Source organism: Pseudomonas sp. LB1P83, assembly GCF_054897885.1.
On record NZ_CM142709.1, the window covers coordinates 4,243,283 to 4,256,554 of the forward strand.

Annotated in this window: 13 protein-coding genes; 5 read left to right on the top strand and 8 right to left on the bottom strand. The window is 61.2% G+C overall.

The features are described from left to right. Positions 1–18: 18 nt before the first annotated feature. Entirely contained in the window at positions 19–516 is a 498-nt protein-coding gene (gene greB, locus ACYZTY_RS19445; protein ID WP_033057207.1) for a transcription elongation factor GreB, read from the top strand. A gap of 4 nt (positions 517–520) precedes the next feature. On the opposite strand, the gene ACYZTY_RS19450 is transcribed toward greB, so the two are convergent. The 3 genes from ACYZTY_RS19450 to ACYZTY_RS19460 form a co-directional block, all read right to left on the bottom strand. Next, positions 521–829, bottom strand: coding sequence for a class I SAM-dependent methyltransferase (locus tag ACYZTY_RS19450; RefSeq protein ID WP_461955070.1), 309 nt, complete (start codon positions 827–829; stop codon positions 521–523). A 248-nt stretch (positions 830–1,077) separates the two neighbouring features. After that, positions 1,078–1,512 carry a DoxX family protein gene (locus ACYZTY_RS19455; RefSeq protein WP_461955071.1) on the bottom strand — a complete coding sequence of 145 codons (435 nt, stop codon included), beginning with the start codon at positions 1,510–1,512 and terminating at the stop codon, positions 1,078–1,080. Between the two features lie 103 nt (positions 1,513–1,615). Continuing rightward, positions 1,616–3,037 carry an MltF family protein gene (locus ACYZTY_RS19460; protein ID WP_461955072.1) on the bottom strand — a complete coding sequence of 474 codons (1,422 nt, stop codon included), beginning with the start codon at positions 3,035–3,037 and terminating at the stop codon, positions 1,616–1,618. A gap of 235 nt (positions 3,038–3,272) precedes the next feature. On the opposite strand from ACYZTY_RS19460, the gene ACYZTY_RS19465 reads away from it, so the two are divergent. The 3 genes from ACYZTY_RS19465 to ACYZTY_RS19475 all read left to right on the top strand — a co-directional run bounded on the left by ACYZTY_RS19465 (position 3,273) and on the right by ACYZTY_RS19475 (position 6,266). Continuing rightward, positions 3,273–4,082 (top strand): TatD family hydrolase, encoded by an 810-nt coding sequence (locus ACYZTY_RS19465; RefSeq protein ID WP_461955073.1) that lies wholly within the window; start codon positions 3,273–3,275, stop codon positions 4,080–4,082. A gap of 111 nt (positions 4,083–4,193) precedes the next feature. Continuing rightward, positions 4,194–5,675 (top strand): methyl-accepting chemotaxis protein, encoded by a 1,482-nt coding sequence (locus tag ACYZTY_RS19470; protein ID WP_461955074.1) that lies wholly within the window; start codon positions 4,194–4,196, stop codon positions 5,673–5,675. A gap of 225 nt (positions 5,676–5,900) precedes the next feature. Beyond that, complete coding sequence (locus ACYZTY_RS19475; RefSeq protein ID WP_461955075.1) at positions 5,901–6,266, top strand: terminase; 366 nt, start codon at positions 5,901–5,903, stop codon at positions 6,264–6,266. Here the strand turns inward: ACYZTY_RS19475 and ACYZTY_RS19480 are convergent, their stop codons facing one another. The 3 genes from ACYZTY_RS19480 to ACYZTY_RS19490 all read right to left on the bottom strand — a co-directional run bounded on the left by ACYZTY_RS19480 (position 6,267) and on the right by ACYZTY_RS19490 (position 8,391). Further along, positions 6,267–7,064 carry an acyl-CoA thioesterase gene (locus ACYZTY_RS19480; protein WP_461955076.1) on the bottom strand — a complete coding sequence of 266 codons (798 nt, stop codon included), beginning with the start codon at positions 7,062–7,064 and terminating at the stop codon, positions 6,267–6,269. Positions 7,065–7,301: 237 nt separating this feature from the next. Next, positions 7,302–8,069 carry a CHAD domain-containing protein gene (locus tag ACYZTY_RS19485; RefSeq protein ID WP_461955077.1) on the bottom strand — a complete coding sequence of 256 codons (768 nt, stop codon included), beginning with the start codon at positions 8,067–8,069 and terminating at the stop codon, positions 7,302–7,304. Between the two features lie 43 nt (positions 8,070–8,112). Next, a complete protein-coding gene (locus tag ACYZTY_RS19490) occupies positions 8,113–8,391 on the bottom strand; it encodes a hypothetical protein (protein ID WP_010461623.1) in 279 nt (92 codons plus the stop codon). Positions 8,392–8,613: 222 nt separating this feature from the next. On the opposite strand from ACYZTY_RS19490, the gene ACYZTY_RS19495 reads away from it, so the two are divergent. Next, positions 8,614–9,654 carry a patatin-like phospholipase family protein gene (locus tag ACYZTY_RS19495; protein WP_461955078.1) on the top strand — a complete coding sequence of 347 codons (1,041 nt, stop codon included), beginning with the start codon at positions 8,614–8,616 and terminating at the stop codon, positions 9,652–9,654. Positions 9,655–9,826: 172 nt separating this feature from the next. Here ACYZTY_RS19495 and ACYZTY_RS19500 read toward each other — a convergent pair whose 3' ends face one another. Beyond that, the gene (locus tag ACYZTY_RS19500; RefSeq protein WP_461959359.1) at positions 9,827–10,525 is read right to left on the bottom strand and encodes a response regulator; all 699 of its coding nucleotides are present in this window, start codon (positions 10,523–10,525) and stop codon (positions 9,827–9,829) included. 62 nt (positions 10,526–10,587) lie between these two features. Beyond that, a complete protein-coding gene (locus tag ACYZTY_RS19505) occupies positions 10,588–13,239 on the bottom strand; it encodes a DUF4118 domain-containing protein (RefSeq protein ID WP_461955079.1) in 2,652 nt (883 codons plus the stop codon). Positions 13,240–13,272 lie beyond the last annotated feature (33 nt).

A 13,272-nucleotide genomic window follows, 5' to 3' on the forward strand; every position in this document is an offset into this window, starting at 1 on the left:
CCTTCACAAGAAGTTGCCATGAGCCGTTATCGCCCTCCCCGCACCGCTGGCACCGCGCTGATCACCCCCGAAGGTGAAGCGCGGATGCGGGCCGAGTTCCATGAGCTCTGGCATGTCCGTCGGCCTCAGGTGACGCAATCGGTCAGCGAGGCGGCGGCACAGGGTGATCGCTCGGAAAACGCCGAGTACACCTATGGCAAAAAGATGCTGCGCGAGATCGACAGTCGCGTGCGCTTTCTGACCAAGCGGCTCGAAGCACTGAAAGTCGTCAGCGAGAAGCCCAGCGACCCGAACAAGGTCTACTTCGGCGCCTGGGTCACCATCGAAGATGAAGACGGCAAAGAATCACGCTACCGCATTGTCGGGCCCGATGAGCTGGACTTGAAACTGGGCCTGATCAGCATCGACTCGCCACTCGCACGCGCGCTGATCGGCAAGGCGCTGGACGCCGAGGTTCGGGTCCAGACACCGACCGGCGAGCAGTGCGTGTACATCGTGGCGATCGAATATCTCTAAAGCCTCAGCGGCGCGTAATCAAACCTTGCCGGGCAACCCGAGTCAGTTGCCTGATCACTTCCGGTGCGTCTTCAACGCTGGGCGATTGAATCACCGCCAGATCGAAACTGTCGCTGGCAAATCGCACCAGTGATTCGCCCTCTTCGACAAACTGGATCAGGAACGCTGCGGGCCCGCCAGTGCGACGTGGCCAGCCATCGAGGTAACGCAGGAGCGTCGGCTGATGTTTTCCGCCAAGCAGGATTTTTGGATTGCGCTGGGTGAGGTGTGCCGTGATCGGCGCGGGGCGTACAACGGGGCTTAGTGCATTCATTGTGTCGTGTCTCTGCCTCAAAAGTCTGCATGGCAGGTGAGAGGCAACACCGAACCAGCGCTTTAGCGGTATTTCGAAGCCTGTTTCAAGCTTCTATCGGCAACTGGACGAGTCACCTGGCGCCCCGCAAGTAGCTGTTTAAATCGGCGCATGAGCAGCATCCTAGAGAAGCTGACCGGACAGTGTCAAGAATGACGCGCAACAAAAAAGGCCCGCGCGATGCGGGCCTTTTCGTTGAGCCAGAGCGGTCAGTCAGCGATCGCGCGGTCTACCGACAGTTTGCCGGCCCCCTCGATCAATACAGCGATGCTGCCGCCGAGCAAGGCCAGGGCGAATTCATAACCGTTGTTGGACATGAACAGACCGTGGCTGATGTGCACAGTGAAAATGGCGACCAGCGAAAGGAAGGCCAGACCCAGTGCTGCCGGACGTACCAGCAGACCGATGATCAGGGCCAGACCGCCGAAGAACTCAGTACCACCGGACAGAATCGCCATCAGCTGACCCGGTGCCAGACCCAGGCTTTCCATGTACTGCGCGGTGCCGGCAATGCCGTAACCACCGAACATGCCGAAGAGTTTCTGCGCGCCGTGAGCGGCGAAGATGATGCCGACGAAGATCCGCAGAACGGTCAAGCCGTAGCCAGCGCGGGTAAACAGTACCTTGTTGATCAGTGAGCTCATGCTGTGTCATCCATTGTGATTGTGTGTTGGTTGGCCGCTATATTAATCGATTAATCCAATGTTATAAGCGCAATTTTTGCGACATAACAATCAGTTTAGTCGATCACTTGCGTGAGGCAACTTTTTGCCCCTGGGGCTCCAACGACTCCCTTTCACGATCGAACGCCAGGTAATACTTGTTCACGCTATTAACATAGCTGACGGCGCCCATTCCCACCTGCTCCATGGCAATGCGCTCGACCTGGAAGAACCACTGATTGGGATTCAGGCCGCGCCGCCGGGCTTCGGCGCGCATGCCTTGAACCCGTTCCGGTCCCATGTTGTATGCCGCCAGCACGAACGCCATGCGCTCGCGCTCATTGAGTTTGGGGCTGGCGAAGAATTTGCGACGGATCATCGCCAGGTACTTGGCACCGGCCTGAACATTGGCGTCGAGGTTTTGAATGTTGCTGACCCCAACACGCTGGGCCGCGGACGGGGTGATCTGCATCAGCCCGGTGGGGCCGCTGCCGCTGCGGGCATTAGGCTGCAGCGCGGATTCCTTGAAGGCCAGCGCCGCCAGGTTCAGCCAATCCATGCCTTGGGCATCAGCATGCTTTTGCAGCACCGGGCGAAGTTTTTCCAGACGCTGCCGGTCAGCTTTGGCTAATGGATAGTGCACTTGATACAGGCGTCGATAGATTCGCAGGAACGCCGCATCCTGGTCCGACGGTTTCTTGTAGGTTGTCAGGAAGCGATCAATGCTCGCGCGCAGCATCGAGGCGTCACGGCGCACGAACCAGTATTCCTCGCCCGGCTCGCTGATCAGCACCTGCTTGTCGAAGCGCAACTTGGGCAGGATCTTGCCCCAGCGCTCGGCAATCGGTTGCTCGACGATGGTCAGGTGAAAAATCCCGCCCTGAACCATTTCCAGCACATCCTCGACGGCAAGACTGGGGTCGACCCATTCGATTTTCACCGGCGCCAGTTTGTGCAGGGCGAGCTTTGAATTGATCTGACTGACCGCGTCCCCGGCGGCACTGCCGGTGGGCAGCGCCAGGGTTTTGCCCGAGAGTTGTTCGACTCGGGTGTAACGGCGTTCACCTTTGATGCCTACCAGCACCAACGGAATGTTGCTGGCAATCGGTTCGCTGCTGCTGACCGCGTGGCCCGGTTGCAAATCGAGCAGCTCGCCCGGCGCGACCAGGTCACCCTCCCCGCGCTGCAAGGCACCGAGCAGTTGATCCTTGGCTTTGGGAATGATCTTGAGGGTGATTTCCTGACCGTCACGGGCGTGACCGTTGAGGTATTGCTCGAAGGCACGCAGGCGGTGGTATTCGACGCCGATGGCCTGGCCCTGGACTTCGCCGGAGCTGTTGCGGCTCTGGTTGACCAGCACCCGCAACACACGGCTGCTGCGAATCTCCGTCAGGTCACGGACCTTGGCCGCCGGTACGGCTTGCAGCGGGCCGGCCAGACGCGCAACCGCCGGCATCGGCAGCAGCAACGAACAGTACAGCAGTAGCAAAATCGAGGGACGTGTCATCCACTCTCCGGAAAGAATACTGGGCCGATCTCAAGAATTTTCATGAAATCGAACGACAGAAACAGAGCGCCTTGAGCGCTGACAAAGTGCGAAAGACTGGCACAGTGATGGCACCTTGACCACCCCAGCGAGTCTCGCGGCATCAAGAGACAGCTTTAACTCGTTGTAGTTCTTGGCTTTTTTTATAAATCTACAGCTCTGATATGCTTTCCGGCCTTTGGTCCGAGGTAGCACCATGCAACTCATCGATATCGGCGTCAACCTGACCAACCCCAGTTTTGGTGATAAACACCAGGCCGTACTTGATCGCGCGTATGCCGCGGGGGTCTGCCAATTGGTCCTGACCGGCACCAGTGTCGAGGGCAGCGAACAGGCACTGGAACTGTGCCGGGAGCTGGACGAATCGGCTCAGCGGCTGTTCGCCACAGCGGGCATTCACCCTCATTCGGCCAGCGACTGGAACGCCGACAGCGCTCAACGCCTGCGCGGTTTGCTCAAGGAGCCCTGCGTGGTGGCCGTGGGTGAATGCGGGCTGGATTTCAATCGCGATTTCTCGCCGCGCCCACAGCAGGAAAAAGTCCTCGAAGAACACCTGGCGATGGCGGTCGACCTGCAATTGCCGGTTTTCCTCCATGAGCGCGATGCCAGTCAGCGACTGCTGGAAATCCTCCGCGATTACCGTGATCAGCTGCCGGCCGCGGTGGTGCATTGCTTCACCGGGGAAAAGAAGGCGCTGTTCAGTTACCTCGATCTGGATTTGCACATCGGCATCACCGGCTGGATCTGCGACGAGCGCCGGGGCACGCATCTGCATCCGCTTGTGAAGGAGATCAAGCGCGGGCGTTTGATGCTGGAAAGCGATGCGCCGTATCTGTTGCCGCGCAGCTTGCGGCCCAAGCCGAAGAATGGCCGCAATGAGCCGGCGTATTTGACGGAAGTGCTGCGGGAAGTGGCGTTGCATCGTGGTGAGACGGAAGAGGATCTGGCGGCCCATAGCACTGCTTGTGCGCGTGCGTTCTATGGCCTGCCCTCAATCCCCCAGTAACCACAGGTGGTTTTGTGGTGCTCGTTGACCTGCATCAACATCTGAGTTCCTGCATAGCGGCACAATGCTGGCACCTTGCCAATGCTGTTTCCGCTATCAGAGAAGACCTCCATGGGTGCCTGGCTTAGCAATATCTCGCTGAAATACAAATTCTGGGCGGTCAACGCAGTCGCCTTCTTCACCACCCTTTTGCTTGTGCTGTACGCCGTGCAGCTCGAACAACAAGCCCGCAGCCAAGCCTCCCAAGCAGCGGCTCAGACTCAGGCACGCTTACTCAATGCCTGGCCAGCCGGGCAACCGCTGCCCAAGGCCGATCATCTGCTGGTTTCCAGTCGCGGGCAGGCGCCATTGCTGAACGGGCGCCCGATGCTGGAACTGGCCGATGCCAATGGCTGGGTCGAGATCAACGTCATGCCGCTGTTCGGCGACAACCCATTGATGGGCGCCGAGGTGTTGTCTCGCCCCGACGGTCAACAGGTCGCGGTAGTGGCCTACGGCCCGAGCCTGAGCCAGGTGTTCGGCGAACGCTTCGCCAACTACGCGGTGGCGGTGTTCATCCTGATGCTGGCGATGCTGGGCGCTTCGCAGTTGTTGATCCGATTCCTGCTGAGTCAGCTCAACACCTTGAAAGACGTGATGCTCCACGTCGAGAAAACCGGCGACCTGTCAGCCCGTGTGCCGCTGGCCTGCAAGGATGAAGTCGGGCAGATGGCCAATGCCTTCAACGCGATGCAGGCCGGTTACCAACGAGTGGTCAACACCGTCGCCAGCACCGCACGGCAATTGGATGTCGGCGCGGCGCGACTGGCCTCGAGCATGAACGAGGTGCGTCACGGCATGCTCGGCCAGCAAAGCGAAACCGATCAGGCGGCCACTGCGATCAACGAAATGACCGCCACCGTCTACCACATCGCCCAGCACGCCGGCGCGACCCGCGACCTCTCGCAAACCGCGGACACCTTGGCCGGCAGCGGACAGGAAGTGGTCAGTCGGGTGCAGAAATCCATCGCCGGGTTGTCCAGCGGCGTGCAACAGACGGCCGAGATGATCCAGCGCCTCGCCGAGGACAGTCAGAAAATCAACGGCGTGGTCAGCGTGATTCACAGCATTGCCGAGCAGACCAATCTGCTGGCCCTGAACGCAGCGATTGAAGCGGCCCGGGCCGGCGAAATGGGACGCGGCTTTGCGGTGGTCGCCGATGAAGTGCGCAACCTGGCCAAGCGTGTCCAGACGTCCACCGACGAGATCACCCTCATGGTGTCCGCGCTGCAGGCCGGGACCCGGGACGCGGTGGACTTCATGCAGGAAAGCTCGTTCAAGGCCGACGACTGCGTGCAACAGGCCCAGGAGGCTGGCGTCGCATTGGCGCAAATCACCAGCGCGGTGGCGCAAATGCGCGAAAGCAATACACAGATTGCGGTTGCGGCCGAGCAGCAGAGTCAGGTGGCGGAAGAGATGAACCGGGCGGTGGTGAGTATTCGCGATGTGACCGAGAACACCGTGCAGCAGACTGTGGACTCAGCGACCACCAGCAATGAACTGGCGGCGCTGGCCGGGGAATTGAACAAGGCGATCGGGCAGCTCAAGCTCTGAGGGCCCCTTCGCGGGCAAGTCGGATCGCCGCACCGCTCGCTCCTACAGGGCGTTGCGATGCTCTTGATGTTGTAGGAGCGAGGCTTGCCCGCGAAGGCGTCCGCCCGGGCAACATCAATCCCGACCATGACCGCTATCACTCCGATAGCCAACCTCGATTCGCCGCCCGCCCTCACCCCGCCTATTCTTCAATCATGTGTTCAACATGGATCGAGGATTAGCATCATGGGCAAACGTCACCCCAACCTTCCCGCCTGGCAATGGCGCGCCTACCCGGGCAATCACCAGCACCCGACCAATCTGGTGTTGCACCTGATTGCCGTGCCGCTGTTCATCGTGGCGTTTCTGCTGATTGTTTCCGGGGTGTTCGGCCTGAATTTCGCGAACTTTGCCATCGGTGTCATTGGCGTGATCGCCGCACTGGGCTTGCAACGCCACGGCCATAGCCTGGAGGCGCAAGCCTCCGAGCCGTTCAGTGATCGCAAAGATGCAATGTCGCGCTTACTGGTCGAGCAGTTCCTGACCTTTCCACGTTTTTTCCTGAGCGGCGGCTGGTGGCGCGCCTGGCGTGAGCGCCACCGTCGTCATTGATCAGGCGAAAATCGTTACCGTCTGCCGGCTCATGGCGATCAACTGACCGTCCGCGCTCCACAGTTTCGCGGCCGCATGGCCGTAGCCGTCGGCGCCATGCTCGATTTCAACCAGGTACTTGCACCAGTCCAGCGTGCTCAATACCAGCAGCGGCTGGACGAATTCGATGGTCCAGGTCAGCGTGCTGCCCATCGCCGGTTTGTTCAGGTGCGGCAACAGGGCCGGAGGCCAGGCGTCGACCAGTGCCAGAATATGCGACTCGCTGACCGCCTCTTCCTTCACATCCCCACGTAAACGCACCCAGCCACCCATCTCGCGGGATTTATTGCCGGTAAACGGCAGGCCGCCGACACTCCAGCGCATCGCCAGATGCTGCATGAATTCCGGGAGTACGCCTTTGATGTACGGCAGCTCCTGACAGTCGTCCCAGTGTTTCATCTCAGGTGCCGGCTCGGCCGCGACCGTGACTTCGGAAGGCCGCGAGGCGCCGAAGCTGCCCTGGATTAGCGTCACCACTTGCCCCTTCTGCATCGCGCGGCCCAGCACCTGACTGACGGCTTTGCCTTCGCGCAACACATCGACCTCAAAACTGACCGGCACTTCGGGTTCGACCGGCCCGACAAAGGTGATCGCCAGCGAACGCACCGGACGATCCGCCGGGACTTTTGCGCGCATGGCTTCGTATTGCAACGCGGCCACCAGGCCACCGAAACTGGCACGCCCCTGAGCCCATCCGGCCGGGATAGACAGCTCCAGCGGCTGGCTGCGGACGGCGTCGAGCAGATCGGAAAAGCGCATGGAAACCTCGGTACGGAAAATGGATGGAGGGATCTTAACCAGCCAGGGAGGCCGGCACAGCGCTTATTCCGGCCAAATAGGCTGACAGATAGGCCGCGTTGAACATCGATTCCAAATTCAACAGAGATCCATTGTAGGAGTGAGCCTGCTCGCGAAAGCGGTCTGTCAGCCACATCCATATTGAATGTGAAAACGCTTTCGCGAGCAGGCTCACTCCTACAGGGATTTGTGGTGGGGTCAGGATTTGAAGCAGGCGGCGCTGAGTTTGTCGAGGACGCGGTCGGCGCGCTCTTCGGCCTTGGCCATGGTGGTTTTCCAGACCGCGACGCAAGGTTGCAAATCGGCTTCCTGCTCGGCTCTGGCCAGCCATTGCCAGCAGTCGTGCCAGTCACCAAGGGCACCTTGCGCAGACTTCAACCGCGGCATCGCAGCGTCGGGCAATCGATCAAGTTCGGGATAGGCTTCGATACCATAGCGCACGCGCTTGATCAGCAAGCGCAAGCGATGGCGATCGTGGGCAGGATCGTGCAGGGCCTGATCGAGCTTCTTCCATTGTTTGGCCAGGCGTTTTTCGATGCGTTTGCGCAAGCCCTTGAGCAAGCCCTGACGCTGGGAGGCGCGCAGAAAACGCGGAAAGGCGTCGAGGATCATCAACAACTGCGTCACCTCGGGGCTTATCGCCACCGCCGGATAAGCCGCGGCCATCTGCGCCATGCGCCGTTGCGCCGCTTCCGGTTGATCGTGCTGGAGCAAATACGCCGCCAGCACCTCGCGATCACGCATGGGCGTGGTCAGCTCGCCGACCCGGGACGCCGCCGCTTCCAGCTGCTCGACGCCGGGAAGCCCACGCAAAGGCCGCAACAGGCTGCGCAAACGGCGAACCGTGGTGCGCAGGTCGTGCAATGCTTCGGGGTCAGTGCGAGCACTCAGGCGTGCCTGGCAGGCCAGCAGGCGAACCTCCATACCCAGTACTTGAGCCACCAACCGATCAACCAAGGCAGGCATTTTTTGCTCCCTGAAATGAATTTCCCTAAGCCTAGATCATGCCTTAACGGCCGGCGCGTGACTCACGAATATAGAAACGCGCCTTCTCGGCCTTCTTGGTACAGCCTTCGAAGCCTTCGAACTGCTGCTGGGTCTTGGCCGCGGTTAACAGCGACAGGGCTTTGGAGTAGCTGACGGTGCCGGCAAAACCCTCGGCCTTGGCCAGGTCCAATTCATGCCACGCAGCATCGAGCCCGCTACCGCAGCTGTCACGATAAGCGGTTTTGCCGGCACAACCGGCAAGTGCCAGGGCAATCAAAGGCACACAGATCCAGGCTTTCATCACTCACACCTCAAAAATAGGTAAACAGTCGTGCAGGTAAGACGGTCTGGCACGTGAAAAGTGCCTTGGCCCCACCGCGGAAACTATAGCGGTCGCAAGAATATCCGTGCGCCGCCACGGAGTGTCGAAAAAACGACGCCCCCAGCCTATCGAGCGACCTTAGCGATTGAAGCGTGCCCCTTGATGGGTGCATTGTTGAACCTTGTCAGACGAGGTCGATTCATGAAAAAGCGTGTCGCGCTGGTGTTGGGCTCGGGTGGAGCCCGGGGCTATGCCCATATCGGAGTCATTGAAGAAATCGAACGGCGCGGCTACGACATCGCCTGCATCGCGGGATGCTCGATGGGCGCCGTGGTCGGCGGAATCTACGCCGCAGGTAAACTCGATGAGTATCGCGACTGGATCGAAAGCCTGGACTACCTCGACGTCTTGCGTCTGGTGGACGTCAGTTTTCGTCTGGGCGCAATTCGCGGCGAGAAGGTGTTCGGGCAGATCCGCAAGATCGTCGGCGAGATCAACATCGAAGACCTGCGCATCCCCTACACGGCGGTGGCCACTGACCTGACCAACCAGCAGGAAATCTGGTTCCAGGAAGGCTGCCTGCACCAGGCCATGCGTGCGTCGGCGGCGATTCCCAGCCTGTTCACGCCCGTCATGCAGGGCAATCGCATGCTGGTGGACGGCGGCATCCTCAACCCTTTACCGATCGTGCCCGTGGTATCGAGTCACTGCGACCTGATCATCGCGGTCAACCTCAACTCCACCAACCAGCGCCACTATCAACTGCCGGTGATTCAGCGCCCGGCGGCGTTCAAGACCCGGTTCGACAGCCTGATCAACTCGCTGGGTTCAAAAATGCCGTTCCGCCGCAAGCAGGCGGAGCAATTGCTGCTGCTGGAGAAGGAAGCGTTGATGGCAGAAGCGGCCGACATCAACCCCTGGATCGAATCCGCCGAACCCGAAGCCCAGCAACCGGCGGCCGCCCCCGAACGCGAAGGCGCGCCCAAGTCCGCCACCGGTTCTTTCATCATCGACAACGTGGGGCCGGCGTCCTTGCTGGACCTGATCAACCAGAGCTTCGAGGTGATGCAGACGTCATTGGCGCAGTACAAGATCGCCGGGTATCCGCCGGATATCCTGATCAACGTGCCAAAACGGGTGTGCCGGTTTTTCGAGTTTTACAAGGCACCGGAGTTGATCGCGTTGGGACGGGAGATTGCTCGGGATACGCTGGATCGGTATGAAAGTGAGCGGGATTCCTGACGTTCCCGAGTGAATCTGAGGTCCTCTTCGCGGGCAAGTCGGATCGCCGCACCGCTCGCTCCTACAGGGATTGAATCGTTCGCGAGCTATGTGAACGACTCAAATCCCTGTAGGAGCGAGCGGTGCGGCGATCCGACTTGCCCGCGAAGACAATAGACCGGACACCAAAAATCTAGAGGCTACCCTCGCTCAACAACCGATACCCCACCCCCGCTTCGGTGACAATAAACCGAGGCTGAGTCGGATCATCCGCCAGCTTCTGCCGCAAATGCCCCACCACAATTCGCAGATAATGACTGTCCTCGGTATGCGTCGGCCCCCAAATATCTTTCAGCAACTGCTGCTGCGTGATCACCCGCCCGGGATGCCGCGCCAGTTGCGCAAGCACCGCATACTCCTTGCGAGTCAGCGCGACTTCGGTGCCTTCTAGCAGCACCCGGCGATAGGCCAGATCCACGGTCAACGGGCCAAATGTCAGCGCCGCTTGCTGGGCCTCGCCAGCGGGCGCCTGTCGCAACAAGGCGCGCACCCGGGCAAGGAACTCCTGAATGCCGAACGGCTTGGTCACGTAGTCGTTGGCACCGCCATCGAGTGCTTCAACCTTCTGCCCTTCGCTGGCACGCACCGAGAGTACCAGCACCGGCACCGTCGACCACTCGCGAAACTCGCGCAGCACTTGCTGGCCGTCCATGTCCGGCAGGCCGAGGTCGAGCACCAGCAAGTCGGGTTTGTTCAACGCCGCCTGGGCCAGGCCTTCGTTGCCGGTGCCGGCCTCCAGCACTTTGTAGCCTTGGGAGGCGAGGCTGATGCGCAGGAACTTGCGGATCTGCGGTTCGTCGTCGATGACCAAAATGGTCGCGGTCTGGCTCATGTTTTCTGATCGCAGCATGGAGATGTCCAAAGGGTATCAGGCTTCACTTTCAATGCTCACTTTCAGCCCTCATTTTCAATGTCTGGCTGCGCCTGCAAGGGCAAGTGCAGCGTGATGCAGGTGCCGCGCCCTTCGATGCCGTCTGCGACGCTGATCCGACCGCCATGCGCGCCGACCATGCCCTGACAAATCGCCAGCCCCAACCCCGTGCCCTGCCCGCCCCGATCACCGCGCGCAGCGGTGTAGAACATGTCGAAAATCTTCGCCCGCTCCTCTTCCGGAATACCTGGCCCCTCGTCGCTGACCGAGAAAAACAGCTCGCTGTCATTGGCTCCGGCACGTAATTGCAGACGGCCGTGAGGCGGGGAAAAACGCGCGGCGTTTTCCAGCACGTTGACCAGCGCCTGCTCGATCAATGCGGCATGCACGTACAGCAGCGGCAATTCGGCTGGCACTTCAGTCGTGACCTGCAACGGCGCCAGCACTGCCCGCAGGCGATTGAGTGAGCTGCCGACAATGTCGGCCGGCGACACCCAGTCCCGCGCCAGCTTCAACGCGCCGTGGCCGAGGCGGGTCATGTCCAGCAGGTTTTGAATGTAGCGGTCGAGGCGCTCGGCCTCATCGCGGGTGCCTTCGAGCAGTTCAAGACGATCCTCCTGCGGGATGGCATCGCCGAGGGCCAGCAGGCTGTCGATGCTGCCGCGCATGGAGGTCAGCGGCGTGCGTAAATCGTGGGACACCGACGCCAGCAACGCACTGCGCAACTGCTCGGTTTCGCCGTGCAGGCGCGCCGCCTCCAGGTCTTCGGCCAGTTGCGCACGCGCCAATGCCTGAGCCAGCGGCTGACTTAATGCCGTCAACAAACGCCGACGTTGGCCGCTCAATGTCTGGCCTTCTTTGGCACACACGCCGAGCAGCGCCAACGGTCCGTCCTCCACCGACAACGGCCACCACCACCAACGCCCGAACGGCAGCGTACCAGTGCCCGCGCCCGCCGGTTGATCGTGTTGCCAGGCCCAATCGGCGGCGGCGCGCTCGGCTTCGGAAAGCTCCAGCGGGCCACCGGTTTCGACTTTCCAGCCTGCCGGGCCGTCACGATTGAGCAGGCACAGTTGCAATTCGCTCCAGCCGTTAAGGTGCTGGGCCGCGGCGCTGATCACGGCCTGGCGATCAGTGGCGGCGGTGAGTTTGCGCGACAGGTCGAGCAGTTCGGTGGTCTCTTCCTGGGTGTCACGCAATGCCTGCAATTGCCGCCGTTGCCGCGCCGCGAGGTTACCGGTGAGGGCCGCCATCAGCAGGAAGAACAGCAAGGTCAACACGTCTTCTTCGCGCTGGATGCTGAAGGAGAAGGTCGGTGGGATGAACAGAAAGTCATAAGTCAGAAACGACAGCGCCGCACAGGCCAGCGCCGGGCCAAGGCTGCTGCGCACCGCCACCAGCAACACGGCGGCGAGGAATACCAGTGAGATGTTCGGCAGCGGCAAAACGCTCGCCACTGCCCAGGCCAAAGCACTGGCCAAAATCGTAGCCACCAGAGCCAACGCGTAATCGAACCACGCCAGCGACTGCGTTGATCGCTGGCGTGGCTGGTGCTGTTCGTGATCGCTGTCGAGGACGTTGATTTCCAGCCCGCGGGCATGACGCAACAAACGCGCTGCCAAGCCGCCACCGAACAGCCGACGGCGCAATCGCTGCCGGGACTGACCGACCAATACCAGACTGGCGCGGCGTTCGGCAGCGTGTTGGATCAGCGTCTTGGCGACTTCGCCAGCGCGCAATAAAACCACTTCCCCGCCGAGGCGCTCCGCCAGTTGCTGAGCACTTTGCAGGCGCAGGCGCGATTGCTCGTCGCGCACGCTGCCGTTGTCCACGTGCACCAGGCTCCACGGCAGATGCCGGCGCTGGGCAACGCGGCTGGCGTGACGCACCAGGCGTTCAGCCTGCGCATCGCCATCGACGCCCACCAACAATCGACCGCGCACCGCTGGCGCAGCCTGGCCGAGCTGGCGATAACCCTGGGCCAGGTCATTGTCGACTTGAGCCGCAGCGGTTTGCATCGCCAGTTCGCGCAGGGCGGTGAGATTGGTCTGGGTGAAGAAGGCATCGATGGCCGCCCGTGCCTGCTCCGGCACGTAGACTTTGCCGTCGCGCAGACGCTCAAGCAGTTCGCGGGGTGGCAGGTCGATCAGCAGCAGTTCGTAGGCCTCTTGCAGCACCCAGTCCGGCAGGGTTTCGCGAACCTGCACGCCGGTGATTCCGCGCACTTGATCGTTGAGGCTTTCGAGGTGCTGGACGTTGACCGTGGTGAACACGTCGATGCCGGCGGCCAGTAATTCCTGGATGTCTTGCCAGCGCTTGGCGTGGCGGCTGCCGGGGGCGTTGCTGTGGGCCAGTTCGTCCACCAGCACCAGTTTCGGTTGGGCGGCGAGCAGGCCGTCGAGGTCCATTTCTTCGAGCATCACGCCACGGTATTCCGAGCGCACCAAAGGCTGTTGCGGCAAGCCGCCGAGCAGCGCTTCGGTTTCGGCGCGGCCGTGGGTTTCGACCACGCCGGCGATGACTTTCACGCCCTGGCGCAATTGGGTATGGGCCGCTTGCAACATGGCGTAGGTCTTGCCGACACCGGGCGCGGCGCCGAGGAAAACCTTGAGCCGGCCACGGCCATCGCGGGGCAGGTCTGCTAACAGCGCGTCGGCGCGGCCGGAGTCACTCATGCTTGAAGCTCACTTTATTCAGATGTTGATGTG